The organism is Planktotalea frisia, from assembly GCF_001890925.1.
Taxonomy (GTDB): Bacteria; Pseudomonadota; Alphaproteobacteria; order Rhodobacterales; family Rhodobacteraceae; genus Planktotalea; species Planktotalea frisia.
The window spans coordinates 1-26,675 of the sequence record NZ_MLCB01000133.1; the positions used below are offsets into that span (position 1 = coordinate 1).

At 54.1% G+C, this 26,675-nt stretch carries 22 protein-coding genes and 2 pseudogenes; 12 read left to right on the plus strand and 12 right to left on the minus strand.

Annotated features, from left to right (window positions below; all coding sequences use genetic code 11):
* Nucleotides 1–431: 431 nt before the first annotated feature.
* Nucleotides 432–947 carry a phage terminase large subunit gene (gene terL, locus PFRI_RS21855; protein ID WP_281249319.1) on the minus strand — a complete coding sequence of 172 codons (516 nt, stop codon included), beginning with the start codon at nucleotides 945–947 and terminating at the stop codon, nucleotides 432–434.
* A 384-nt stretch (nucleotides 948–1,331) separates the two neighbouring features.
* On the opposite strand from terL, the gene PFRI_RS10105 reads away from it, so the two are divergent.
* Entirely contained in the window at nucleotides 1,332–2,204 is an 873-nt protein-coding gene (locus tag PFRI_RS10105; RefSeq protein ID WP_072630588.1) for an isoaspartyl peptidase/L-asparaginase family protein, read from the plus strand.
* Here PFRI_RS10105 and PFRI_RS10110 read toward each other — a convergent pair.
* From PFRI_RS10110 to PFRI_RS10130, 5 genes are all read right to left on the minus strand, one after another.
* Nucleotides 2,201–3,931, minus strand: a complete 1,731-nt coding sequence (locus tag PFRI_RS10110; RefSeq protein ID WP_084649664.1) for a Mur ligase family protein — start codon at nucleotides 3,929–3,931, stop codon at nucleotides 2,201–2,203. The two genes, PFRI_RS10105 and PFRI_RS10110, sit on opposite strands and share 4 nt — an antisense overlap.
* Nucleotides 3,924–6,797, minus strand: coding sequence for a cyanophycin synthetase (cphA, locus tag PFRI_RS10115; RefSeq protein ID WP_072630589.1), 2,874 nt, complete (start codon nucleotides 6,795–6,797; stop codon nucleotides 3,924–3,926). The genes PFRI_RS10110 and cphA overlap by 8 nt, the downstream gene beginning before the upstream one ends.
* A gap of 39 nt (nucleotides 6,798–6,836) precedes the next feature.
* A complete protein-coding gene (locus PFRI_RS10120) occupies nucleotides 6,837–7,667 on the minus strand; it encodes a cyanophycinase (RefSeq protein WP_072630590.1) in 831 nt (276 codons plus the stop codon).
* Nucleotides 7,668–7,887: 220 nt separating this feature from the next.
* Entirely contained in the window at nucleotides 7,888–8,928 is a 1,041-nt protein-coding gene (locus PFRI_RS10125) for a trans-3-hydroxy-L-proline dehydratase (protein WP_072630591.1), read from the minus strand.
* A gap of 1 nt (nucleotide 8,929) precedes the next feature.
* Entirely contained in the window at nucleotides 8,930–10,975 is a 2,046-nt protein-coding gene (locus PFRI_RS10130) for an NADH:flavin oxidoreductase (RefSeq protein WP_072630592.1), read from the minus strand.
* A gap of 93 nt (nucleotides 10,976–11,068) precedes the next feature.
* Between PFRI_RS10130 and PFRI_RS10135 the strand changes: the two genes are divergently transcribed.
* A complete protein-coding gene (locus tag PFRI_RS10135; protein WP_072630593.1) occupies nucleotides 11,069–11,683 on the plus strand; it encodes a TetR/AcrR family transcriptional regulator in 615 nt (204 codons plus the stop codon).
* Between the two features lie 106 nt (nucleotides 11,684–11,789).
* Here the strand turns inward: PFRI_RS10135 and PFRI_RS10140 are convergent, their stop codons facing one another.
* Complete coding sequence (locus PFRI_RS10140; RefSeq protein ID WP_072630594.1) at nucleotides 11,790–12,509, minus strand: helix-turn-helix transcriptional regulator; 720 nt, start codon at nucleotides 12,507–12,509, stop codon at nucleotides 11,790–11,792.
* Between the two features lie 87 nt (nucleotides 12,510–12,596).
* Here PFRI_RS10140 and PFRI_RS10145 point away from each other — a divergent pair, with 87 nt between their 5' ends.
* The 8 genes and pseudogenes from PFRI_RS10145 (at nucleotide 12,597) to PFRI_RS10180 (ending at nucleotide 18,137) form a co-directional block, all read left to right on the plus strand.
* A complete protein-coding gene (locus PFRI_RS10145) occupies nucleotides 12,597–12,992 on the plus strand; it encodes a RidA family protein (protein ID WP_072630595.1) in 396 nt (131 codons plus the stop codon).
* A gap of 102 nt (nucleotides 12,993–13,094) precedes the next feature.
* Entirely contained in the window at nucleotides 13,095–13,427 is a 333-nt protein-coding gene (locus PFRI_RS10150) for an NIPSNAP family protein (protein WP_072630596.1), read from the plus strand.
* Nucleotides 13,420–13,962: pseudogene (locus tag PFRI_RS21660) on the plus strand (LysE family translocator); the annotation flags it as partial. The gene PFRI_RS10150 and the pseudogene PFRI_RS21660, both read left to right, overlap by 8 nt.
* Nucleotides 13,963–14,023: 61 nt before the next feature.
* A pseudogene (locus tag PFRI_RS10160) lies at nucleotides 14,024–14,692 on the plus strand (carbohydrate ABC transporter permease); the annotation flags it as partial.
* Nucleotides 14,693–14,696: 4 nt separating this feature from the next.
* Nucleotides 14,697–15,965 (plus strand): MGH1-like glycoside hydrolase domain-containing protein, encoded by a 1,269-nt coding sequence (locus PFRI_RS10165; protein WP_072630598.1) that lies wholly within the window; start codon nucleotides 14,697–14,699, stop codon nucleotides 15,963–15,965.
* 22 nt (nucleotides 15,966–15,987) lie between these two features.
* Nucleotides 15,988–17,016, plus strand: coding sequence for an ABC transporter ATP-binding protein (locus PFRI_RS10170; RefSeq protein WP_072630599.1), 1,029 nt, complete (start codon nucleotides 15,988–15,990; stop codon nucleotides 17,014–17,016).
* Entirely contained in the window at nucleotides 17,013–17,699 is a 687-nt protein-coding gene (locus PFRI_RS10175) for a D-lyxose/D-mannose family sugar isomerase (RefSeq protein ID WP_072630600.1), read from the plus strand. Before PFRI_RS10170 ends, PFRI_RS10175 begins: the two co-directional genes overlap by 4 nt.
* A 6-nt stretch (nucleotides 17,700–17,705) precedes the next feature.
* The gene (locus PFRI_RS10180) at nucleotides 17,706–18,137 is read left to right on the plus strand and encodes a GNAT family N-acetyltransferase (protein ID WP_072630601.1); all 432 of its coding nucleotides are present in this window, start codon (nucleotides 17,706–17,708) and stop codon (nucleotides 18,135–18,137) included.
* Here the strand turns inward: PFRI_RS10180 and tcuA are convergent, their stop codons facing one another.
* Nucleotides 18,138–19,628: an FAD-dependent tricarballylate dehydrogenase TcuA gene (tcuA, locus tag PFRI_RS10185; RefSeq protein WP_072630602.1), complete on the minus strand. Its 1,491-nt coding sequence runs from the start codon at nucleotides 19,626–19,628 to the stop codon at nucleotides 18,138–18,140.
* A gap of 65 nt (nucleotides 19,629–19,693) precedes the next feature.
* On the opposite strand from tcuA, the gene PFRI_RS10190 reads away from it, so the two are divergent.
* Together PFRI_RS10190 and PFRI_RS10195 are read left to right on the plus strand one after the other, a co-directional pair.
* The gene (locus PFRI_RS10190; RefSeq protein ID WP_072630603.1) at nucleotides 19,694–20,317 is read left to right on the plus strand and encodes a GntR family transcriptional regulator; all 624 of its coding nucleotides are present in this window, start codon (nucleotides 19,694–19,696) and stop codon (nucleotides 20,315–20,317) included.
* Complete coding sequence (locus PFRI_RS10195) at nucleotides 20,307–21,338, plus strand: AbrB family protein (RefSeq protein WP_072630604.1); 1,032 nt, start codon at nucleotides 20,307–20,309, stop codon at nucleotides 21,336–21,338. Before PFRI_RS10190 ends, PFRI_RS10195 begins: the two co-directional genes overlap by 11 nt.
* Here the strand turns inward: PFRI_RS10195 and PFRI_RS10200 are convergent.
* From PFRI_RS10200 to PFRI_RS10215, 4 genes are all read right to left on the minus strand, one after another.
* On the minus strand, nucleotides 21,301–22,287 hold the full coding sequence (locus PFRI_RS10200) for a D-2-hydroxyacid dehydrogenase family protein (RefSeq protein ID WP_072630605.1): 987 nt from the start codon (nucleotides 22,285–22,287) through the stop codon (nucleotides 21,301–21,303). The genes PFRI_RS10195 and PFRI_RS10200 overlap by 38 nt on opposite strands.
* Nucleotides 22,284–23,381: a 4-oxalomesaconate tautomerase gene (locus tag PFRI_RS10205; protein ID WP_072630606.1), complete on the minus strand. Its 1,098-nt coding sequence runs from the start codon at nucleotides 23,379–23,381 to the stop codon at nucleotides 22,284–22,286. The genes PFRI_RS10200 and PFRI_RS10205 overlap by 4 nt, the downstream gene beginning before the upstream one ends.
* Complete coding sequence (locus PFRI_RS10210) at nucleotides 23,378–25,405, minus strand: tripartite tricarboxylate transporter permease (RefSeq protein WP_072630607.1); 2,028 nt, start codon at nucleotides 25,403–25,405, stop codon at nucleotides 23,378–23,380. Before PFRI_RS10210 ends, PFRI_RS10205 begins: the two co-directional genes overlap by 4 nt.
* 72 nt (nucleotides 25,406–25,477) lie before the next feature.
* Nucleotides 25,478–26,566, minus strand: a complete 1,089-nt coding sequence (locus tag PFRI_RS10215) for a type 2 periplasmic-binding domain-containing protein (RefSeq protein ID WP_072630619.1) — start codon at nucleotides 26,564–26,566, stop codon at nucleotides 25,478–25,480.
* Nucleotides 26,567–26,675: the final 109 nt, after the last annotated feature.

The following is a 26,675-nucleotide window of genomic DNA, read 5'->3' on the forward strand; positions in this document are numbered from 1 at the left end:
GTCTTCAAGGTTGGATACATCTTAGCACGCTGTCCAGTTTTGCCGGACCACTTCAGTTCACTAACAAAAATCGCAATTGGGGATAAACCACATCTTCAGCTCGCTTAGCACTTTTTGGACAGCAGATGGCGTGATGGCATCGCCGCAAGCCGACTCTTGCGCGCGACCTGCATCGTATAGACCGCAATACCTGCTTGCCAATCGCACAACCCCGATCGTCGAACTAGAGGAGGCATTTGCACAGCCTTCTGCCTTGAATGGGTCGAAAAGCTGCCATTGACTTGTGTGCATCGAACTAGCGCTAGGTCCCGCATCACGGCCATCTAAGCTCAACGAATGTTACACGACATATGAATTGCCACATCGCGAACGCTGCGCAGCAGATTGTCACTTTACACGAAATTCGAATGGAGCACCGCTCCACTGCGAACTTAAAGACATTCAACCCCACTTCCGATCGTCAAATATTCATGAGCTAACGCCTGAGTGATTGAGTGGACCTGATCGTCATTGCGTCTTGAGGGGAACGCGAGGATTTCAGCTTCTAGTTCAGATAACCAGGGCGCTGATCTGGGGAACAACACGCGACTGCTTTGGAATTTTGGCGTCTGAATGTGGGCTCGTATTTCTTTTGATTGTGTAGGCTGGACTTCAACCGCATTGAGGCCTTCATGCCGAAGAACGTCAATCAGACTTGTGCCGACCCCGGCATCTTCAAGCAAGATGACAGACGGATCATACTCATGGGCTTTTTCGATCATTTTAGCCCGAAGTTCAGTATACGTTAGCTTTTCTCGACTGACGTCAAACAGGCGAAGGATTGGTGGAGTGGCCCTGCTTTTGAGGACAGGTTGGTGGCTTGGTAAAGATGCGTCAGGTTGGTTTTTATGCCACTTTTCGTATGTCCGCTCGGGTGAAGTATGCTGTGTCTGGCATGCGCTTATCAAGAGCGGTTCTGAGCGCGCTCAGAACTTAGCATTCTATGCATTCATCGATGATGTGTTTTGCTTGGAACTCTTCGGTGATTTCGCGCCCTTAATCGCCAGCCGTTTCCATTTTCTTATACGCGTAGGGTGCAGCTACCTCTTGGCTACGATCTCTTGCATCGCTTGTCACCGTGTAGCGCCACCAGTTCCGCGAAATCCGCTTTGAAAAGTTCGCATCGTCGCGTGATTTAGACCTCTGCATGGGGCTGGTTTCTCTTTCGGAGGCTCGCGCCATCTGTTTCCGATTTTCCTTTCGCTTACGTTTCGTAATTGCTGCAATGCATCTAGCCATGCCCTGAAATTGAGAAGAGTATGGGGATAGCTATAATTTAAATCGGAACGAATATGACTTACGCATTGGTACTTCACGGCGGGGCAGGGGCGCGGCCCGGGACTGATTATACGAAGCAAAAAGAACATCTCTCAGAATTGATCTCTGCTGGCCAAGAAATGCTGATACAAGGTCAACCCGCGTTAGACGTCGTGGTTTGGGCAATCGAAGCACTTGAGGCGTCGGGATTGTATGTGGCTGGAAAAGGATCTGCTCCGAATTCGACTGGGGCGTTTGAACTTGATGCTTCGCTGATGTGTGGACCGAAAAGGCGTGCAGGCGCAGTGGCTGCGATTGAGGGCATCAAAAGCCCGATTAAAGCAGCGCTGAGCGTTTTAGAAGATGGACGTCATGTCATGCTGGCAGGTGCTGGTGCACAGCTTGCGGCCAAAGATGCCGGCTTGGACGAAATTCAGGACCCACTGGCATATTATACAGAGCATGAAACCCATGGTTCTGGCGACACAGCCAATCACGGTACAGTCGGGGCGGTTGCCTTGGATGTTCACGGAGAATTGGCCGCAGGAACGTCTACAGGCGGCACATTTGGAAAGCTTGTTGGCCGCGTGGGTGACACGCCCATTATCGGGTCTGGAACATGGGCGGATGACACAGTTGCTGTGTCCTGCACCGGTTTGGGCGAGGCCTTTATGCGTACGGCGACAGCATATGATGTGTCCGCCCGTATGCGGTATGCCAGCGCACCGCTTGATCAAGCTGCTCTTCAAGTACTTGATGAAGTTGCAAAATTTGAGGGTGACGGTGGGCTCATTGCGATTGATGCACAAGGCAACATCGCAATGCCGTATAACAGCGACGGGATGAAACGGGCCGCTGTTTCCAGCACAATGCAGCCCGTTGTTAGAGTGTTTGAACCTGAGATTTAAGTCGCATTTTGTGGTGGCAATGCATCGCCTGCCTGCCATCCACATTGTCGCAATGTGTCTAGAAACGCCATTGTTCTCACACGATCTTCATGGATCAAAAGTGCTAGGAAGTCGCCCGGTTGCGCCCATTCCAGCGCCTCAAGGACAGCTTCAAATTCGGTGCCAGTCTTGATGATCCCATCTTCGCTTGCGCCGAGGCGCAGCAATTCATCCGACATCACTTTGGTAAGGTCACCCGGCTCGCGCCCGCGCAACAAATGCGGAAGTTCTGCAACGACAACTACGTCCGGCTCAATGGTCCACATAGCTTGGATCATGTCGCAGGTATCTTTGTTGCTGCGATCCCCGGCTTGCCCCGCAATCACCAAGCGTCGCTTTGAGGGAAATGATTTGATCGCAGGCGCTAGGGCTGCAACGCCGTGAGGGTTATGCGCAAAGTCGATCAAAAGTGTGAGGCCGCCCACTTCGATATAGTTCCCACGCCCCGGATTTTCGTCCGGTGAATCGGTGAACCCTGCAAGCCCAACGGCCATCGCGGAGCGGGGGATATCCAGTGCATCAGCCAGCGAAATCGCGGCGAGTGCGTTGTACACGTTAAATTCAGCCGCGCCGCCCAAGGCTGGCTTAAAGTCGTCAATCGACAGAACTGGCATAGCTTTGCCATCGCGCGCGAGCATCAATTGGCCGTCACACACAAACGCGACGCGGCTGCCTGTCGCGATCCAAACGTCGCGCGCGGCTTGGCCGAATTTCAAACCGAACCATGTTATGTCACCACCAAACTGAGTGCTTCTGGCGACCAGTTCAGGATCATCAGCATTCAAAACTAATCGCCCTCTGGGGCGCACTGCTTGGGATAATTGGAACTTGGCATCGGCCAGAGCGGCAACATCCATTATGCCATAGGTGCCGAGGTGATCGGCCGCGATATTGGTCAGCACGCAAACATCTGCTTTGGGAACAGGCAGGCCGCGACGCATCAGACCACCACGCGCGGTTTCAATGATCGCAAGTTCAACGCGCGGATCGCGCACCGCAAGACGCGCACCTGCGGGACCGGAGTAATCGCCTTCGTCCAAGATATCGCCACCTACACGGACCCAATCACTTGATGATAGGCCAACACATTTGCCAGCTGCCGCACCAATTGCAGCCGCCAATCTGACGGTTGTTGATTTGCCATTTGTCCCCGTCACCATAGCCACAGGAACGTCATGCAGTCTGTCCCAATCGACGGCGTCTGGCGTTGGCAGGTCGGCAGTCTCATAAACCGCTGCACCAACGCCTAAACCAAGCGATATCTTGTCGTCATGCCCAAGGTAGGTCACGCCATGTTTTTGTGCGGCTTGCGCAAGGGCCACTTCTTTTGGTGCCAGCTCTGATGCTATTTGCGCGCGCAAAGCTTCTATGGCGGCGTCAATATCGTAGGTTTCGTCTGCCAATTGAGCGCTGACTGCGTCCCAAGACAGTTCGATCAGATGCGTTGCAGCAAAAAGGGCGTCGGTTGGTGCACTGACTTGCAATGTCGCGCCCCCGTCAAATGCGCGCATTGCGATCTTGCTGTTTGTCCAGCCAACACCATCCAAGAGTGAGCGCGCGCAAGTGCGCCAAAGCGATATCGTGAATGCCTTGTTCGTATCAATAATCGTTGCTTCAGCAGCGGCACCTACATCAGGCATTAGAAAGTTTGAACCGGTCAGACGGCGCAGGTTTTGTAGTTCAGTCACCGTCTTCGTCTCCTGTGTCCTCAAGGCGAACGCCGCGCGCGTCACGGATCATGCGCATGCCGCCCAGCAACATATTCTCGGGGATATCTGGTGCATCCTCAACAGGGGTCGCGTCAGCGAGCGGATCTAGCGTGCTGTCGGGCGCGCCCAATGTTTGAGGGACAGATACAAGCTCTGTCGTTTCTGCAGCGCCTTCCTCTACAACGCCTTCGGGGCGATTGAGGTAGATAATTTGTTTCCAAGTCCGCGAAATATTGTCACCGAACACCATCAAAAGATCATCAGCGGCGGCCAAGCCCAAGGCGGTGTCAACCGCAGTCGCTTCATCAGGAATAACGTTGATTTGCGCGTCAGTGACGCCGTTCTCCAACAGCGTTTTTCGCAGCAGATCAGGCACTTCTGAATCGCCGCGCCCGCGTCGCCCGTCATCTGCTTTGCAGATATAGTGATCAAACTTTCCTGCAACGATTGTGGCCGCTGCAACAATGTCTTCATCGCGCCTGTCACCGGGCATCGAGAAACAAATGATCTTGCGACCCTTTGGCTCTAATTGAGTGCAAAGTTTTGTCATCGCCTCGATCGCAGCGGGGTTGTGCGCGTAATCAAGGATCACTTTGAAAGGATGCTCATCAAAGACATTCAAGCGACCTGGCGCTTGGAAATAGGAGGTCGCGAATGTGCGCAAGCCTTGCCTGATGTCTTCAAGTGACTTACCCATTGAGAAACAAATAGCAGCTGCGAACATCGCATTTTGGACGTTGTGCATGGCCTTGCCGTCAAGGGTCGCAGGGATAAGATGTGTCCACATCAGCTGAATATTCGACGACTTCTCGTAGATTGTGATCATGTGGCCATTCATGCCTTGCTCAAGCACAATTGCGCGCCCACCAAGACGGACATGTTCACGCACCAAAGGATGATGGGCGTTCATCGTTACGTAGCAAATGTTATCAGCTTGGGTATGGCCTGCCATTTTCAAGCACAGCTCATCATCCGCGTTGAGCACGGCTGTGTCTGTCGCCACCTCGACAACGATGCGCTTAACACGCGCGAGGTCTTCGACGGTTTCGATGCCCTTCAGGCCCAAATGATCCGCGTCCACGTTGATGACGGCACCCACATCGCAACGCTCATAACCCATGCCGCTGCGCAATAAACCGCCGCGCGCGGTTTCCAAGATTGCAGCGTCAACTGTTGGATCACGAAGGATCATCTGCGCCGCGCGTGGGCCAGTCAAATCGCCTTTGACCGTAAGATTACCGTCAATATAGACACCGTCAGTGGTGGCCAATCCGACGGTATTGCCGCTGAGTTTGTGTATATGCGCAACCATCCGTGAGACGGTGGTTTTGCCATTTGTTCCCGTGATCGATGCAATCGGTACGCGGCTGGGCGTGCCAGCAGGAAACAACATGTCCATCACGGCACCCGAGACATCGCGCGGCTTGCCCTCGCTCGGTGCGACATGCATTCGAAAGCCGGGGGCGGCGTTCACTTCGCAAATGCCTGCGGGAATGTCCTTGTAGGATTGCGAAATATCCGCTGTGAGAAAATCGACGCCGCCAATATCAAGGCCAATGGCTTTGATCGCGCGTTCTGCCATATTGCGGTTATCGGGGTGCACAATGTCGGTCACATCCACAGCCGTGCCACCTGTAGAGAGGTTTGCGGTCGAGCGCAAAAACACAACTTCGCCTTCAGCGAGAACGGTATTTTCGTCGTAACCAACCTCTGCCAAGTGCTCTATCGCTGTCTTGTCCAATTCCAAGCGCGTCAGGACTTTCTCGTGGCCGACACCACGTCGCGGATCGGAGTTCACAATTTCAATCAACTCGGCAGCGGTGTGTGTCCCATCGCCGACTATGTGCCCCGGCACGCGCTTTGAGACGGCTTCCAGTTTGCCATCAATCACCAACATGCGGTGGTCCAAGCCCTCAATGAAGGTCTCGACAATGATCGTGCGCCCGCGCTTGTTGTTTGCAAGTGCGAAATCGAATGCTTCTGTGACGGCCTCGGCTGTCATTAGGTTGATAGAAATTCCATTGCCGTGATTGCCATCCAGTGGCTTTACGACGACGGGAAACCCAATGCGTTTGGCCGCTTTGACCGCGTCTTCTGCGCTGGTTGCTGAAATCTGGCGTGGGACTGGCAAACCAAGGTCGCCCAAAATCCGATTGGTCGCTTTTTTATCAGAGGCCAAGTCTGTTGCGATATAATCAGTCTCGGATGTGATCGTTGCCTGAATGCGTTTTTGATATTTACCGTATCCAAGCTGGATCAAGCTGTATTCGTTGAGGCGCATCCACGGGATATCGCGTGCGATACCTGCATTCACCAACGACGCGGTAGAGGGGCCAAGTGCTTTGCGTTGAGCGGTCCGGATAAACGCCTCTGACTCAGCGGTATAGTCAAAACCTTCAACGCGCTCGCCGTTTTCGACCAAGTGGTCCGGTAGCAGATTATGAATGAAATCAAGCGCAAGCTGGCTGGCGTGTAGGCCAACCTCTTCTTGCTCGTATTGAAACACCATATTGTAGAGGCCAGTTTCGCCGGCGTCACGCGTGCGCCCGAAGGACACGTCAGAGCCTGCAACATTCTGCAGTTCTATCGACATGTGTTCCCAAATATGGGCCATCCACGTGCCTTCATCTTCGCGCAGACGACGCACAAACCCGCCAGGTTCGCGGTAAGAGCAGCCATGCTCTTGAAGGCCGGGCAGGGCATCAAGCAATTTCTCGATAAAGTCTTCGCCGATCTTTGCGGACGGCCATTCTTCTAAGATGCCGATATCGACGACATGCCGGATAACTGGGAACTTTGCATATATGTTTGGACCTCGAAAGACAGACGTTTCAAGAATCTTCATGCAGGTTCCCCTTTATTTTGTTATTTGGATCGTCGCAGCTCACTCGCTTCCGATTGGAAACGCCTTGCGTGTGTTGAGATCGTAGCGATCTCCTGCGAGGAGGATATGCAGCTTTACCCCGATAAGTCCAACAGGTGCGCCCATATTTGTGTCCGCCATTGATGAAAACTCGATTTCTGATGGATCAACGATCGTTAAACCACCACTTCCGAAAACTTCGATGACATCATCGGGTCCAATGAACGCCGCCGTGTCCTCATCAACGCCAATACCGGTCGCGAAGGGGTTGTACGCAAGTGCTGTCATCAGCCTGCCAAGCCTGTCGCGCTCGCGAAAGTGCTGATCGACGATCACGCGATTGGTCAGACCCAAACCGGGTGCCAAGGATGCCATGCCGCGCTTTGGTGTTCCACCAGATTTACCGATGGCAATCATATGTTCGCACACAAATGCAGCACCCGCAGAGGTTCCAGCGATGTGAACGCCGCGCGCGTTGCCGGCGCGCAATGACTTTGCCGCAGATGTGCCGCCGATGGTGGTCGCCAACCGAAGCTGATTGCCGCCTGTCATAAAGACACCTGTCGCCGCGTCCAGTTTTTCGAGGATCTCCGGGTTTTCGCAATCAGCCCGTGTTTCGATGTCTAATATCTCGATGTTGGTAACGCCGAGTTCCTTAAACACATCAGCCGTCCGTTGCCCGGCCGTTTCCAACTGGGAAGCGGTCGGAATAATCACCATTCGCGCGTCGGCACCACCGCTCAATTCGACCAAGCGTTGCAAGATTGGAGAAGAGCGGACTTTTCTGTCACCTCCACCGATCGGGATGATCCATCCACGTTGAAGGTTCTTAGGGGTTTGAGCCGGAGACATGGGGGCGATTCTTCCTAGAATTAAAGTCTCGTACCACTCGTACCAAAATGCCAAGAAGTACACAGATAACATTGCGCAGGGTTATGAAAGAAACACGCTCCTCGGTCGCGTTGTTCATTTTGCGCTCGTCGCTGAACTTTAATGAAACCAGTGAAACCGCTGACTCTAGATGCCCGTTCACAAATCAAATTGCGTTAGAGCGCAGGTGCCAAGTGCGCAGCTAAAAGGGTTCTTTCAGATCGGGCCATGTATCGCTCAGACGGTATCCTTCGGGCCATGGGTCATCGGGGTCCAGCATGTGTTGATGTGTGCCAGTGATCCAAGCGCGGCCTGTGATTTCGGGGATGATCGCGGGTGTGTCACCTACGGTGGCCGTTTCAGTGATCCGGCCATGGAATTCTGAGTTGATGATCGAGCGGGCTGTGAAGGTTTCACCGACGTGCATGTCACCGCGTGCATGAAGAAGCGCCATGCGCGCGCAGGCGGCTGTTCCCGTTGGAGATCGATCAATTTTGCCCGGCTGTATAGCCACCGCGGCAGAAGTGGTAAGGTGGCTGCCATCGCGTGTGATCGGTCCTGCAAAAAGGCAAAACGAGAAGTGCTGCCAGTCTGGATTGTCAGGGTGGTGAAATGTCAGTTGTGCATTGGCAGCGTTTGTAATCTCGACGCCCAAATCAGCGAGCTCTTTGGCCTCGCGCGCGATCAATTCAAACCCGAGCGCCGCCGCATCAACGACGACAAAACTATCGCCGCCAAAGGCTGTGTCGACCGTGATCTTGCCGATCCCTTTCACATCCAACGGCACGTCCAGTTCGCCCGCAAAGCAAGGCAAGTTGCGCACGGTGATCCGCTCGGCTTTGCCGTTGCGGCATTCAGCGCGTACGCGGACCAACCCGCCGGGGGCCTCCAAGGTCATTTCGGTGACGGGTTCTGTCATCGCGATGATACCGCTGTCCAAAAGCACGGTCGCAACGCAGATCGAGTTTGAGCCAGACATCGGCGGCGTGTCTTCGGGCTCCATTATGATCCACCCCATTTGGGCCTTTGGATGCACAGGTGGCACGAGCAAATTTACATGGCGAAACACGCCGCCGCGTGGCTCATTAAGCATGAAATTGCGCAAGGTTTCATCCTTGGCGATCCAAGTGCGTTGCTCCCATAAGGTTTCTCCCGGCGGAGGAGACACGCCACCGACGATCACATCGCCGACTTCGCCTTCCGCATGGCAGGACACGACGTGAATGGTTTTACTGCTGCGCATATCAGATGTCCATTAGCAGACGCAGGGCGTCATAGATTGCAGCGTGTGTGTTGCGCGCGGAGACGGCATCGCCAATGCGAAAGAGCTGGAAGGTGCCATTTGTATTGGGCTCGATGCTTTGAGGTGTGCCAGCAATAAGCGCTTCATAATCCACCTCTCCCAAGTTAACCGAGGCGGGTTTGAGGTCGAAATAGAGCTCATCCAGCGGTAAAGTGCCGTAGTTTACAACAACCTGATCGACCTCGGTCTCGTAGGTATGATCACTATAATCCGTGCCGATCGTCGCGGTCAGTGTGTTGCCGGTTTGCATGACCCCTATCAGGCGACGGGTGACCGTAAAAGTCACATCCTTATCCTGCAAAGAGCGCATGTAGGGCACTAAATTCATTGCCATAACATCCGGCGAGAAGGTGCGATCAGGCGTCATGATTTCGACGCAAGCACCCGCGTTGGCGGCAACTTCGGCAGCTTGTAGCGCAGGATGATCCCCACTTTCATCATAGATCAGAACTTTGCCTGCGGGCTTTACGTCCCCTGAGATAATATCCCAGGCTGAGACGACATGGGCCTGCGTGCCCTTTTGTTCGAACAGTTCCAAGTTTGGCATGCCGCCTGTTGCGACGATCACGACATCAGGGTTGAGGGTGGTCACATCCTCCGGTTCGGCCCACGTGTTGAAATGGAACGTGACATCGCGTGCTGCGCATTGCGCCATACGCCAGTCAATAATCCCGATCATTTCTCGGCGGCGGGGGGATTGCGCGGTCAAGCGTACTTGTCCGCCAGCCTCTGCTGCGGCCTCAAACACGGTGACGTCATGACCACGCTCGGACGCGACGCGAGCGGCTTCTAGCCCTGCTGGGCCTGCGCCGATGATCACAATTTTCTTCCTGACCGCAGCGGCAGGAATATCATGCGGCATAGATAATTCACGACCCGTTGCTGCGTTATGGATGCATAGAGCTTCGCCCGCTTGGTAAATGCGATCAAGGCAGTAGGTTGCGCCTACGCAGGGACGAATGTCGTCTTCGCGACCTTCAATGATTTTGCGCACGACATGCGGGTCGGCCATATGCGCGCGTGTCATTCCGACCATATCGAGCAGACCTGCCTGTACCGCATGTCGGGCTGTGGCCACATCAGGAATGCGCGCCGCATGAAAGGTCGGCATACCTGTGGCCTTGCGGACCTCACCTGCGAAATCGAGGTGTGGCGCGGACTTCATCCCTTGGATCGGGATCATATCGGTCATGGCTGGATCTGTATGTATGCGTCCCTTGATCACGTTGAGAAAGTCGACCTGACCTGTGGCCGCGATACGTTTGGAAATTTCCAAACCTTCGTCATGGGTGATACCGCCTTTCTGTGCTTCGTCCGCCGTGTAGCGAAGGCCAACGATGAACTCTGCACCAACGCGTTTGCGGATTGCGTCGACTACGTCCAGCGGGAATCGCATGCGGTTTTCCAGCGTATCAGCGCCGTAAGGTCCAACCAGATCGTTGGTCAAAGGCGACCAGAATTGATCGAGCAGGTGGCCGTAGACCTGTAATTCAATCCCATCCATGCCGCCTGCCTTCATACGTTCAGCGGCGTCAGCGAAGTCGCTAATGATGCGCTCAATGTCCCAATCTTCTATCAATTTGGGATAAGCGTGATGCGCAGGCTCGCGGTGCTTGGAGGATGACAGCGACGGCAACCAATCCCCTTTGTTCCAATTTGTGCGCCGCCCCAAGTGGGTGAGCTGGATCATCACTGCACAGTCATGTTCGTGCACCGCATCTGTCAGGTTCTGGATCCACGGCACGACCTCGTCCTTGTAGGCAAGGATGTTGTTAAACACAGGCGGACTGTCACGGCTGACCGCTGCCGATCCTGCCGTCATAGCAAGGGCCACGCCCGCTTTCGCGCGCTCTGCATGATATGCGGCGTAGCGTTCTTTTGGCATGCCATCTTGCGGATAGGCTGGTTCGTGGCTGGTCGTCATAATGCGGTTTCGCAGTGTGAGGTGTTTGAGCTGAAACGGTTGCAAGAGTGGGTCGCTGGACATTTTATTTCTTTCTTGAGCGTGCTTTCCTGACATAGGTGTCAAGTCGACATTTCCGTCAATTGACACATCTGTCAAGTTCTTTAGTACAGTCGTATGAACGAAGTCCCACCCATCAGAACACGCGCAAGCCGAGAGATTTGGCTCAGCGCGGCCTATGATCTTTTCGTCACCGAAGGGATAGACGCGGTCAAAATCATGCCGCTTGCCAAAAAGCTGAATCTGACGCGGACAGGTTTTTACTGGCATTTCAAAGATCTGTCAGAGCTCCATGATGGCATCATCGACATATGGCAGACCCGCAACACAGGCATCATTCTGGACCGCTGTGCGATGCCTGCGCCAAGTCTCTGCGCAGCTCTTTTTAATCTCATTGATTGCTGGATCGACAATGACCTGTTTGACGCGCCGCTCGATCTCGCGATCCGAAACTGGGCGCGCAATGATACGCGCTTACAAGACATCGTCGATCAGTCCGACAAAGATAGGTTAAGCGCGGTTACGGCATTGTTCGAGCGGTTTGGGAGGGCTGGAGATGTGGCACACTTTCGTGCGCTAACAGTTATTTTGACCCAAACGGGCTACTATTCAATGCATGTGTCCGAACCGCGTCTTCGACGCGCGCTGGCAGGATGTCAGTATGTGGAAATCTTTGCAGGCGAAACACCATCTCAGGTGGAAAAGGATGCTTTCTTAAGCCGCCATCGCTGACTCACTTTTTTCAGAAACACGATACTATGGGTTTCGCGAGGTCTCGCGCAGCTTGGTAGCATGAGGTTTCAGGCATATTGACGTCCTATAGCGAGCACGGGTTCATTCAGCGCATGACGTCCTGATATGGGGAAACATCATCCTCAAAAGGCACATGTCTGCGCCTAAACGATGTGCCAATAAGGCACTCTGGTGCGCTGATACGATCCATCCTGAAATGGCGGAACCCATCCCGCGCAGGATCCCACGCCACCAGATACCACAAAGGTTGCAAAATCAGCATCGCTTGCGGCTCAACCTCTCGATATGTGACTGCGCCCTTAGCGTCACGGTACGCGAACCGGATCAGGGTTTGATCCAAAAAGGCGCTCTCAAACGCGGGAAGCAAGGCGGGGTCAATCTTGCCCAGATCGGACAGATCCTGTTTTGGCGAAAGCTGACCAATGTGCAGACACTCCAAGAAGCGGCGTAAATCGCGGACCTTTTCGGAAGGCAAAGACTTTTCGATCTTGGCAAGCCCTGCATCCGCGAGATCAGAAAACGGCAGATTTTGCGCCGCGCGCATCGCAGCGACACTGATCAGTAGGGCAAACACCTCAGCCACAGACAGGCGCGTGGCGGTTTGCATCGATTGCGGATCAAGTTGCAGTCCCCCGCCCGGACCGCTTTCGGAATAGATAACAAAGCCTTCATCGCGCAGGGCTGAAATATCGCGCAACACGGTACGCCGCGATGCACCCACCTCTTGGGCCAGCGTGTCTACTGTTGCTGTTCCGTTGCGCCGCAGCGTGCGTACGATGGTGTCATGTCGGTTTCTAATGTTCATTTTGTCACTCTAGCATAAATGGTGACAAAATTTGGCACTAATTAATTTTAGAAAGGTTTCAGAACACATCAACCAAAGGAAACGAACATGAAACGTACTGCTGTAAACCCATGGAACTGGTCTCTGAAGCTTGGTTACAATCAAGCTGAAATCATCGAGGGCCAAACGCGCCAGTTGATCGTCGCGGGTCAAATCGCTGTCGATGAGAATGGCGCGCCGCAACACGCTGGTGACATGCGTGCCCAGATTGCTCTGGCGTTGGATAACCTAGAAGCAGTTCTGAAAGGGGCAGGGATGGATCTGAGCAATGTCATCAAGCTTGGCGTTTATGCGACCGACGTTGATGAGGCGTTGAAGAACTTTGATCTGATGGGGATGCGATTTGGTCCGGTACAAAACGCTCCGCCCATGACCCTGCTCGGCGTGACCCGCTTGGCAATTCCTGGCCTGTTGTTTGAAATTGAAGCGACGGCTGCCGCCTAAAGCTAGACCAAAACCACAGACCTGAACCTTAGAAAGCCATTCGGTGAAATGCGCCGGATGGCTTTTTGCTGTCCATATGAAATGCCCAGAAAGGACATTGAAATGCTAACCTGCATTATTCGCTATCAGATTGATCCGACCAAAAAACCCCAGTTCGAGCAATATGCCCGCAATTGGGGGCAGGCGATACCGCGCTGTGGTGCCGACCTTATCGGGTATTATTCCCCTCATGAAGGGTCCAGCACGTTGGCCTATGGCATCTACAATGTTGCGAGTCTGGCCGATTATGAAGCCTATCGCGCGCGATTGGCAGATGATCCACTTGGTCGCGAAAACTACGAATTTGCGCAAAAGGAAAAATTCCTGCTACGCGAGGATCGCACGTTCCTGAAGTTGGCATCAACGCCGCATAGTGCAGGAGCAACGCATGTTTGATTACACACCACTTTTGTTGGCGGCTTGGCTCGCCCTTGCAAGTGCGGCCATCTCACCGGGTCCTAACTTGGTCGCGGTCGCTTCGCGCGCCTTGGGGTCTGGACGTCAATCCGCACTTACCGTCGCTGCAGGTTTGGCTGCTGGTGCATTCTTTTGGTCCTTCCTGACGGCCGTTGGCCTTGGCACCTTGTTTTCTGCTTATCCGGCGCTTTTGCTTATTCTTGGCGTGCTCGGTGGCACCTATTTGGTATGGCTCGGTTTCAAAGGCTGGCGCGCAGCATTTACCGGTACAGGCGGACAGATCAAGGCTGTGCAAAGCCATGGGATGTGGACTGATTTTGCGCATGGGCTGACGGTCACGGCCACCAATCCGAAGGTGGTTTTGCTTTGGGCGTCTTTATCTACGTTTGTCGGACCAGCTATGACCAACACCGCCGTTTTAATGATGTTCACGCTTGGATCTGCTGCGATCATATTCACAATCTACGGCACCTATGGCCTGCTGTTTTCGCTTGGCGGGGTGCGGGGCGTTTATCATCAGTTCGAGCGCATTTCAGAAGCGCTGTTTGGTTCAATGTTTGGCCTTTTAGGGATGTTTCCGCAGCTATATCGAGCTTTTCACGCAATATCACTTTGGCACGTACTTGATGAACTCCGCGCTCGTTTCTTTCGCGACGGTTGCGATCACTCTCTTCTTCGCGGTGCCTGGGGCCTACGCCGTTGCGCGCTTGCGTTTTCCGGGGCAGAAATTTCTCTCTCGCTCGATCCTACTGATCTACATGGTCCCCATGATCGTTCTGGTGATCCCGCTCTATGCAATCTTTAGCCAGCTCGGCATGCGCAACACGCTCTGGGGTTTGTTGCTTGTCTATCCTGCTACGACCATTCCTGTCGCGCTTTACATGCTGCAAGGTTACTTTCGCGGCATTCCCGCAGAGTTGGAAGAAGCGGGTTTGATGGATGGTCTTACGCGGATGAACGTGATCCGCAAAATCACATTGCCGCTTGCGCTGCCAGCATTGGCGTCCGTGGCGCTCTACGTCTTTATGATTGCGTGGAACGAATTTCTGTTTGCGTTTATGTTCCTCGATAATGTCGATCTCTATACGCTCTCGCGCGGTATCGCGGAGTTGAATTCATCAGAGGTTCCGCGCCAACATCTCATGGCAGGCGCGGTTATCGCAACAGTTCCTGTGCTCGCGCTGTTTTTGTGGTTTGAGCGTTTCTTGGTTGCGGGTCTGACCGCTGGCAGTGTGAAAGGGTAAATCTATGTCACTCACTCAGAAAGCGATTGATATCCTCACGAAAAATGATCGTGGTGGGTATACAATTCCAACCAGCGGTCTCTATCCCTATCAATGGAATTGGGACAGCGCCTTTGTTGCGCTGGGCATTGCGACCTATGATTTCACGCGCGCATGGTCCGAGATTACAACCCTGATCGAAGGGCAATGGCCCGATGGCATGATCCCTTCGATCATTTTCCGCAGCGATGATCCTGACTATTTTCCGGGGCCTTCGCGCTGGGGCAATACTTTAGGGCCGATCCCTTCGACGGGAATTTCGCAGCCACCTGTTTTGGCGACGGTTGTGAGAACGTTAACTGATAACGCAACGGCCCAAGACAAAGCGCGCCGCGCTGAAGTCTATGATGCGCTTTATGCGTCTCACAAATGGTTCCACGAGGCGCGCACCGTTGCTGGCATAGTGACCACTGTGCATCCTTGGGAAACGGGCCGCGACAATTGTCCTGAGTGGAACATCGGTCTTGACGGAATGACGGTTGCACCGGATCTCGCGCCCTACACGCGGATGGACAACAAGCATTCCGATCCCAAATTCCGACCCAGCCAAGAGCAATATGACAAGTTCCTCACCATCGTGCAGTTTGGTCAAAGTGTGGGTTGGGATCAGCGCCGTTTGACCGACGAAGGGCCGTTCTTGATGGCGGATCCTAACATTCACTTTGTGCTTTTGCGTGCCGACAAAGATCTGCGCGCTATGGCGGTGGATTTGGGCAAACCAACAGATGAGATCGATGGCTGGATCGACAAAGGTGAAGCGGCAACGGATTATCTTTGGAACGACGACCTAGGTGCCTTCACTGCGCGTGATGTGCGCACGGGCCAGTTCTCTGGTGGTTTCAGTAATTGCAGCGCTTTGTGTTTCTACGCAGACAGCGGCACGCCTGAGCAACGTGCCAAAACGCTGGAAAATATGGAGCGGATCGCGGCGCGCGTCGATTATATGTTGCCGAGTTGGGACCCTGATGCCGCCGATTTCGAACCACAGCGCTATTGGTGCGGACCACTTTGGCCACAGATGAATTACATGACGGCGCTTGGACTATCCGAGCAGGGCGAAAACGCGATGGCAGAGCGCGTGCGCGCAGACCTGTGCCGCGCGATTGAGCAATCTGGTTTTTGGGAATGCTTCAATCCGGTCACGGGCGAAGGTTGCGTGAGTTCACAATTCTCTTGGACCGCCGCTGTGTGGCTGTCTTGGCAGCATGAAACAAAACTAAAAGGCGTGGCTTAAGCCGCGAAGGGGAGAACCGCAGATGGGGTCTATCAGTCTGAAATCTGTCGAAAAATGGTTCGGCGAAGTGCAGGTCATCAAAGGGATTGATCTTGATATCCTATACGGTGAACTGATCATTTTTGTAGGTCCTTCGGGATGCGGAAAGTCCACGCTCTTGCGCATGATCGCAGGTCTGGAAGAGACGAGCCGAGGACAAATCATACTTGATGGGGACGATGTCACCCACAAGGTCCCGTCAGAGCGCGAGCTGTCGATGGTTTTCCAATCTTACGCGCTTTATCCGCATCTCTCTGTTGGTAACAATATGGGGTTTGCGTTAAAAACCGCAGGTGCACCAAAGACTGAAATCGCAGAAAAGGTGAACGCGGCAGCGGAAACGTTGAAGCTGAACGACTACCTCGATCGACGTCCCAAAGACCTGTCTGGTGGTCAGCGTCAACGTGTTGCGATTGGCCGCGCGATTGTGCGTAAACCCAAGGGTTTCCTCTTTGACGAGCCGCTCTCGAACCTCGATGCATCCTTGCGCGTGGACATGCGCTTTGAGATTGCGCGCTTGCACAAGACGCTTGCCAGCACGATGGTCTATGTGACCCACGATCAGGTCGAAGCGATGACTTTGGCGGATCGCATTGTGGTGCTGAAAGATGGCTTGATCATGCAAGTCGGCTCTCCGCGCGAGCTATATGAGCACCCCGATAATGTGTTTGTTGCGCAGTTTATCGGCAGCCCGAAAATGAACTTGATGGCGTGTGAAACCGATGCGCTGAAGAACCTAGGTCCCAAAGACGCCGTGCAGCTTGGTATTCGACCTGAACACATCGCTGTCGTAGCGACGGGGCAAGGCCATTGCGAAGGCACTGTGCAAGTCAGCGAATATCTTGGTGCGGATTATTTCCACTATGTCGATTGCGGTGATTTAGGTTTGCTGACTGTGCGCACTGCCGGTTCTGCGGATGAGATTGAAGGGCAAACGATTGGTCTACGATTTGATGAAACGCGTTTGCACTTTTTCAACGCTGAAGGTTTGCGTACGGGAGAGTCCGCATGAAGCGTTCTGAGATTAACGAGATCATCGCGCAGGCCGATGAGATGATGCGCCGCTATGGCTTTGCGCTACCGCCTTTTGCCTATTGGACACCCGAGCAGTTCAAAGCCAACATCGCCAACGCGCGCCACGTGATTGATGCACGTTGCGGCTGGGATATCACCGATTACGGCGAAGGGCGCTTTGATGAAATGGGTCTGTTCCTGTTCACTTTGCGAAATGGTTTGCAGTCTGATCTCGAGCGAGGCGGTGGCATGTGCTACGCAGAGAAGTTGTTGATTTCAAAGCAAGACCAGCTCTCGCCGATGCACACTCATGTGCTCAAAGCCGAAGACATCATCAACCGTGGTGGTGCCACTTTGGTGGTTGAGTTGTTCGGTTCTGATGAGGCCGGTAATTTTTCACAAGATCGCGGCGGGCAGGTCATGTGCGATGGCATTTTGCGCAACTATGCGCCCGGCGAGAAACTCAAATTCGCCCCCGGTGAAAGTGTCACGCTGCGCCCCGGTGATTGGCATGCGTTCTGGGGCGAGGGCGGTGATGTTTTGATTGGTGAAGTCTCTACGGTGAATGACGACGAGACAGACAATATCTTTCGTGAACCAATCGGTCGTTTTGCCCAGATTGACGAAGATGTCGCGCCCAAACATTTACTGGTAAGCGATTACGCGCGTTGGTTGGCGTAAGCAGTGATGGAGCAAGGCGCACAGATCAACCTGACGCAAGAGGCTGATTTTGCAGATGAAATCGAAGCCAAGCTGCTGTGTGAATTGCGCAATAAGTCGACGCAAAGCGAGAACGCCGCCTTTTCGTTAGCGCTGAGCGATGCGAGTGGCGCAACGCTTGGCGGACTTACTGCGTCTACAGCCTACGGCTGGCTTTTGATCAAGGTGTTGTTCGTTGAGCCACCCGCACGCGGTCAAGGTTACGGGCGTGATCTGATCGATGCAGCCTTGAGCCGGGCGAAGGAATTAGGCTGCCACAGCGCATGGCTCGACACATCCGACGCGGCTGCACATCACTTCTACCTCTCGCAAGGATTTGTGACGTTCGGCGCATTGGCGAATGAATTGAACCAAGCGCCGATGGGCCATCAGCGCTGGTTCATGAAGCGCGTGATTTGATTATTCACTCGCAGCGCTTGCCCCTGCAAGCCGCCCAAACACCGCGCCAGAGGTCAGACCGGACCCGCCCGGATAGCCGTTCAAGAACACGCCACCTACGATTTCGCCGCAGGCAAATAAACCTTCGATAGCTGCGCCGTCTTCATTCAGAACTTGCCCTTTTTCGGACACCTTCAAACCACCGTAGGTAAACGTGATACCACCCGTCACAGGGAACGCGCGAAAGGGTCCTTTGTCGAGCGTTTGGGCCCAATTGGATTTCGCAAGATCGCCTGATTTTGCGGATTTGCCATCTTTGATCGTCGGGTCAAAAACGATTTCTTGGGCAACGGATGCGTTGTATTCTGCGAGGGTCGCGAGAGCGGCATCAGCGTCTAGTCCATCGCACTTGCCCAGCAGCGTCGCTAGATCATCGGCTTCTTCAAAATGAGCATCGTGGAAGCGGTATTCGCCGTAAAGAATATCAAAAACCTTCGCATCATAGATTTGCCAAGCGCGTTGTCCCGGTTGCTGCAAGACGGCACGACCGAATTGTGCATAAGTATAGTTGCGAAATTCGATGCCCTCATCGACAAAACGCTGTCCTTCTTCGTTCAGCATGACACCTAGGAAGTAGCTGATCTTGCGATAGTTTTTGCGTTCGCCATGGGGTATATCGAGATTGCCGTAGTTCTTCATGAAGTAGTCCATCGGCGTCGCGTGGCAGCCATCATAGCGCCCGTATTTCTGCGCGCCGATCGCCCATGCCGCCTTGAGGCCATCACCTGTATTATGCGGCGTACCGCGCACTTTGGCATGTTCCCATTCTGGGCCAATCAGCTCAATACGCATTTGCTCATTGCTCTCAAAACCACCGCACGCGAGGATGACAGAAGCGCTCGAAAGAGTAGAGCCATCGGCGAGTGTCACGCCGCAAACAGTGCCATCCTGCACCACAAGATCTGCAAATTCAGTGTTGTATCTGATCTGACCACCAAGGCGCTCAAACGCGGCGAGTTCCATGTCAAAGAGGCCAACGCCCTCATTCTCTGCCGCCAAAGTCAGGCCGCCCCAAAAGATGATTTTACCATCCTTCTCAAAGCTTTGCCGCGCCCAGATCGGCTCGTACGTGACGCCATGACCTGCGAGCCAATGCATCGTTTCATAGCTTTGCGATACCAGAATATCCTGTTCCGGTGTGAGCGGTTTGCCGTCGTTAAAGCCAAGCAAATCGGACTTGAATTTCTCTTGCGTATAACTGCCAAAGTCAGCGCGCGGCACGCGTGGATCTTCGGGGTGTGCAAGTAAAGGAAGCAGGGCGTCGCTGGTCTCATAGGCAAAGCGCATCGCGCCGGCGGTGTATTTGGTATTGCCGCCGGACATGTGTTGGTCTGCTTTTTCGATCATCAAGACCGACGCCCCTTTTTCGCAGGCCGCAATGCCTGCGCTCAAGGCTGCGTTGCCTGATCCCACGATGATAACGTCCCAAATCGGCGATCCAGTATCTGACATTTTACATTCCTTGCTAAATTGTATCCATGCGTATACAATATCTACATCAAACGACAAGGCCTCTCATGCAATCTGCTTATGATCAACTTTTTCAAGCTATCGAGACCGGCGAACTCAAGCCTGCGGATCGTTTGCTTGAGACCGAACTCGCCACGCGATTTGGCGTGTCTCGAACCCCTGTGCGCGAAGCGATCAGGCGGCTAGAGGCAGAAGGCATCGTCATTCACATGCCGCGCGTTGGCGCTGTTGTGCGCACGCTTGGTCAGCAAGAAATCGTAGAGCTCTACGAGATGCGCATCGTGCTCGAAACCACAGCAGCGGCCATGGCTGCAAAGCATGCATCAGGCGCGGAAATTCGCACGCTTGAGGGCCTAAACGAAGACATGGCGCAGAACTCTGGTGATCCGATAAAGGTCGCTATTCTCAACCGCGCCTTTCATCACTGCATCATGCAAGCAGCGCGCAACCAGTTTCTTGCACATAGTTATCATGCGTTGTCCCATGCGCTTATTCTACTTGGTAAAACAACATTGGAAACAGACGCGCGCGTCGCAACGGTCGTGGCGCAGCATGCGGACATTATCGAAGCCCTCAAAGCCGCAAACCCTGACGATGCTGCTGACAAGATGCGCCAACACATGGAAGCATCGCTTGATCACCGCCTGAAGGCGCTACACATTGCGCCCTAGTCACCTCATCACCCATCTTATCAGCCTCACAGGCGTGCTCGCGTTCTTGTGGCTGCATATTCCGCTGCCTTGGCTGTTTGGCCCTATGTTTGCCTGCTTGCTCGCGGCCCTTTTCGGGGTGAAACTCTCGGTCATCAAACCGCTCAGTGAAGGCATGCGCACGATCCTCGGGGTGGCGGTTGGTGCAAGCGTGACGACCGCTTTCTTCGTCGCGTTGCCGGGTATTTGGGACACGCTGATCCTAATTCCGTTTATGGTGATCGGCATTGGTGTTATGGGGGTTTGGTATTTCCAACGCTTCGCGGGCTATGATTTTGCGACATCATATTACGCTTCAATGCCGGGCGGTTTGCAGGACATGATTGCCTTTGGCGAAGAGGCGGGCGGCAATGTGCGCGCGATCTCGTTGATCCATGCAACGCGCGTTTTGGTGATTGTGGTCATCCTGCCGTTGATCTTGACGCAATTTTGGGACGCGAATTTAGACACACCTCCCGGGGCGTCGGTGACGACGTTCGAGTTGGATCAAATTGCGATCCTGACTATTTGCGGCCTTGCGGGTTGGCGTATTGCCAAAAGGATAGGGATGTTCGGGTCGTCGATTTTAGGCCCGCTTATTTTGACAGCAATCGCCAGCTTGGCAGGTATTCTGCACACGCGCCCCCCAGCCGAGGCGATCTGGGCCGCGCAATATTTCATCGCTATTGGAATTGGCGCAAAATACGTCGGGATCACCAGCAAAGAGTTACGCCACGATGTCGTGGCAGGCTTGGGCTTTTGTGTCGTTCTGTTGGTGCTCACAAGCGTGGTCGTCTTGGGCGTCTTCGCGCTCGATCTCGCGCCACCGATGGAGACGATCTTGTCATTGGCTCCGGGTGGGCAGGCTGAATTGGTCGTGCTCGCGCTCATTGTTGGCGCGGACATGGGGTTTGTGGTGGCGCACCACCTGTTCCGCATCTTCTTTGTGATTTTGGGTGCGCCGGTTATTGCGAAGCTGTTTGATCCCAAACAGACGGGTTGATCATGTGGATCGGCGCGCTGTTTTTATAGGCTGCGACCTGATCGAAAATGTCCGAGAATTGCAGCTCGAACTCGTCTTCAGTGACAAAGCCAATATGCGGTGTGCAGGTGACGTTGGGATGGGTGATCAGCGGATCATCCAGCCACGTGATTGGCTCAACATCAAAAACATCAAGCGCCGCTTTTTCAGGTCTTCCCGCGTTGAGCGCGTTCAGCATCGCATCAGGCTCGATAAGACCTGCGCGTGACGTGTTCACAAACAGCGCATCGTCGCGCATTAGCGCCAAGTCATGGGCGGTGATGAGACCCCGTGTCGAAGGCTTCAAACGCACATGCACAGAGATAACATCAGGCGTGCTAAAAAACGCGTCACGACTGCTCGCGATGGTTTTGCCATCGGCCTTCGCGCGCGCGCGACCCGCCTCGGAGGACCACCAGAGTACGTTCATTCCAAAGGCCGTCGCGTAGGTTTCAACAGCCTTGGCAATCCGCCCATATCCATAAAGCCCCAAGGTGCGCCCATTGAGAGTTTTGCCAACGCCCATCTGCCAGCGTCCGGCCTGCATATTCGCCATTTGTTGCGGAATTTGGCGCATCGCAGCAAGGATCAGCGCCCATGTGTGTTCAGCCGCCGCAAAGCTGGGCGTTCCTGCGTGCATGTTAGAACACAGGAGCGTTCCATTGGCGGTGCAGGCGTCAACGTCCACATGCGGATAAACGCTGCGCTGGGAGATGAGTTTTAGATTAGGGAGTTGGCGCAAGATTTGCGCAGTCATGGCACTGCGCTCGCGAAAGAGCACGACGGCATCGAAGGGTTTGAGCCGTTCAGCGAGCCTATCTGGATCGGGCTCATGATCGGTGAAAACCGTGACATCGATACCGTCGAGCTTGGTAAAGCATGGCAGCGTGCGCAAGGTGTCGAACCAATCATCAAGAATTGCGAGTTTCATGATGTCGCTCCGTCCCAAATGCTTCGCGGGATAAACACCTCACCCGACGCAAGTTTGCGACAGGTGCGCACCAATCCTGCGGATGTGTGGTGAAACGCGCCGTCTTTCATTTCAAAGTCGATCAACACGTCCATAAGACCCATTGGATGCTCTAACGTAACGGTTACAGGACCACAGCTAGGGCGCTCTAGCAGCCCATCCGCAACTGTCCCCGGTGTCAGCGCACAAGACGCGATGCATTGGCTGCCTGTGACGGCCATTGTGGGATGCGTGGTCCAAGGCATGAAATAACGTGTCGCAATGGTGCCACCCTCTTTTGCTTTTGCCAGAAGTCCGAATTTTGGCGTAACCGATTGGGTGCAATCGCCCATGCCCATGGCTTTGCCTGCCTTTAGTCGAACAGCTTCCATTTGTTTGAAAAACGCGAGGTTGGCGTCTAGTTCTTCGCGGGTTTCATACCCCGTCAGGCCAAAGTCAGAGGCTTTCGCGAGAGCCATCGGCATTGCGACGTCCATGCAGGTTACGTCAATGCCGTCAAAGGTGTCCGTCAGGTTTCCTGTGGGAAGAAACGCCCCTGTGGAGGAACCTGCAACCTTCATGAAATTGAGCGCAACAGGGGCGGCGGTTCCGGGGACGCCGTCAATTGCTGCGTCGCCCTCGTAGCTCACCAATCCATCTGGCGTTTGAACACGGGCAACGACTTGTGCGCCTGTATTCACCGCGTGAATGCGCACTTCTGTTTCGCCATTTTGCGCGCCAACAAGCCCCATTTCAAGCGCGGCAGAGGCGACGCCAGAGAGGATATTTCCACACGTGGGTTTGAAATCAACGATCTGATCCTCAACGCTCACTTGCGCAAAGAAGTAATCGACATCGGCCCAGTCATCCTCAGACTTCGAGAGCATAGCGACTTTGGTTGTCACAGCATTGCCGCCACCGATCCCGTCGATATTGAGCGGATGGCCAGAGCCGATCGTAGCGATAAGCACTTTTGCCAAGGTCTCGCGATCGCTCGGCAAATGGGCGCGGTTAAAGTACGGGCCACGTGATGTGCCGCCGCGCATGAAGATATATGGAACTGCTGTCTGTGTCATGTGAAAGGCCAAGGTAGGTCAAAGTAGCTTTGCAAAATTCCGGGCGGGAAATCACGACCCAAGAGCCATGCCATGCCCAGCATGAATGCGATGCCCGCTACGCTGAAGATTAGTGTTTGCGCCCAGCTTAGTCCCGCACGAATGCGTAAGAACGACAGCAGAAACGCGGCGAGTGCAATGATGAAACCTGTGATTGCGGTGACGATCAATAGGAACGCAAACCAAGCAAGGGTCGGCCACAGGCCGTAGGTGTCGTCCTCGGATTCCTTGCCCGTTTCGCGGTCCGCAAACAGCGTGTGCGTTTCAGGTGCAAGCATCATTTGTGTCAGCAAAATCACCGCACCGACCAAAGAAACGCTGGCCACGAACATAGGAAACACGCGGTCAGTCCAAGCGTAGTCAGGGATCGTTGCTGCGTCATAAAGCGCGTAAGCAATGAAGCCGAGGATCGCGAGCAAGAATATCAAAGGCGCGCGTTTTCCACCTGAGGGAACATCGCCTTCGGCCAAGATGTTTTTGGCTTGGCGCAGGCCTACGACGACAGAGGCGACTGTGATCACGATCAAGGTGATGGTGATCCATGACAGGATATAGTCGATGCCTGTTTCCCAGCCTTGGCGGAATTTGATGCCTTGGATCTGGTAGGCGTTGTTTGAATAATTCTCGACGGGTGTGGAGAGCACGAAACCGATCAGGAACGCAGGGCGTGACCAATCAAAGCGGCGCATAAGGATGCCCAAGAAGCCGATCGCGAAAAGGGCAACAAGGTCCATAAGGTTTTGTCCACTTTGGAACGCGGCAAAAGCAATGACCATAAAGATGAACGGTGCGAGCAGTGCGAAACGAATGTTCGTTAACTTGGCTATGCCGCCTGACATGGCAATGCAAAGCACCGTGCCAACAACGTTCGCAAGCGCCAAGAGCCATACGATGGAATAGACAAAGTCTAGGTTGTTCTCGAGCAGGCTTGGACCCACATCAATGCCATTCCCGAGCAACGCCAGCGCGCCGATGAAGATCGCCATGGAGCCTGAACCGGGGATGCCAAACAGCAAGGTAGGGACCAATCCGCCGCCTTCTTTGGCGTTGTTGGAACTTTCAGGTCCGATCACGCCGCGCACATCGCCTTTGCCAAATTGATCTTTGCCTTTGGCCGTCTGAATTGTGTGTCCGTACGCAATCCAATCGACAACAGAACCACCAAGCCCGGGGATAACACCCACGACGACCCCAATGATCGAACAGCGCATAGAGAGCCATTTGTTCGCCCACCAATCCTTGATCCCGAGCACCCAACCACCGCCAAGCGCTTGACGATCACTGATCGCTTTGTCTTTGCGTAAAAGGGCGACGATCTCGGGGATGGCGAAGATGCCTAGACCGACAATGACCAGCTTGAGTCCGTCTGTCAGATAGGGGAAATCATAGCTCGACATGCGCAGCTCGCCATTGAACGGCCCTTCGCCAATCGTGCCGATAAGCAAGCCTAGTCCAGCCGCGACAATGCCTTTGATTGCGATGCGTCCTGCGAGAATACCAACCATCGAAAGGCCGAAGACGGAGACCATCAACAACTCTGGCGATTGGAATTTTAGCACCAAAGGGCGTGCGACAAGGATAAAAATGGTCAGAAACGCCGCCCCGACCAATCCACCAAAGAGCGAGGATGCAAAAGCCGCAGACAATGCGCGTGCCGCTTGGCCCTTCTTCGCCATTGGAAAACCATCAAGCACCGTCGCTTGGGACGCCGATGATCCGGGAATGCCCATCAGAACAGAGGCGAAAGTGTCAGAGGTCGGAACAACAGCGACCATGCCGATCATCAGTGCGAGGCCGAGAATGGGGTCCATGCCGAACATGAATGGCAAAAGCAGGGAAAGTCCCGCGATACCGCCCAAACCCGGAAACACACCAATGGCGAGGCCCATGCAAACGCCCATCACCAGATAGCCGATAACCAAAGGTTGCAAGATTTGCCCCCACGCGGATCCGAGCGCTGGCAGAGCGTCTAGAAAAATTTCCATGAATGACCCCAAACAGACAGGTTACAAAAGCGCCCCGCACACTAAATACGGGGCGCTTGAAAACCTGTCGGCTTAGTTCAGTTCAACACCGAAGTCTTCTTTGAGCCAGCCCTGAACAAAGGCTTTCGCGCTGTCGCTCACGGTGATCGCGTTGGTAAGTGCACCTTTCGCGTCTTTGCCTGTGTACATCGGGTACTTGCCCAAACGTGCAGCAGAGATTTCTGCGAAATCGTCACGTGCAGCGATGCTTGCGAATGCGTTGCTGAAGGTGTCGATGATCTCTTGATCCGTACCTGCTGGCAAGAACGCGATCTTCTGGGATGGGAAACCAGCTACGAAGAAGGCTTTCCATGCGTCCCACTGATCGCCGGATGTTTCACAGCCGTCTGTTGCTTCGCAGACTTCTTTAAACGTTGGCATGTCGGGGAATGTTGGATCACGTACAATGTTGCCTGCGGCGTCGATGGAGCCCCATGTCATCATTGGAACCGCTTTGCCTGCTTCTACAAGCTGCGCAGAGCCTTTGAGGTAGCCAGAGGATGTCTGGTAGTCAATTGTTGCTTCGCCGCTTTCAAACATCTTACGACCATCGCCGCGACCTTTGATACCGAGCACGTGCTCAACATTCATGCCCAGCATCTTCCATGCGAGTGCTGGGATGATGTCCAGACGCGTCGCGCCTTGGTTGCCATAGATGAATGTCATGTCTTTGAGATTGTTGGCAGAGCCGTCAAACTTCGCGCCTGCTTCTGCGTTCAAATACGCGACACCACCTGTGCCGGAGGCCATAACAGGGTTCCAGTCGTTATACTCATAGCGCACGCGCGGATCGCCCAAGAGATATGGGAACTGCGTAGAGCCGGAGGAGCCGAACATGACTGTGCCGTCGCCGCCTGTCTGCTCTTGGAACCAGTTCGCGCCTTTGGTGGAACCAGCACCTGGCATGAACTTCACAACAACTGTTGGGTTGCCCGGTAGTGCCTCGGATAGAAGCGGTGCAAAGAAGTTCGCCCATTTCGCAGAACCACCTGTTTCTGAGAATGGAATTGTCCACTCAATCGTTTTGCCGGACATGTCGACGTCTGCGGATGCGGGCAGTGCAAAAGCAGCTGTGGCGGCAATCGCCATCGCTGCGCGGCGTGTGAATGTGGATAGTGTCATGTTGTCTTCCTCCCAAAGCGCACAAAACGGCGCTGAATTCATATTGACCAAAGCGTTATTTTCGCTCTTGATTCTTGCACCATGCATGCCCAACCTTGCGCGAAGCTTT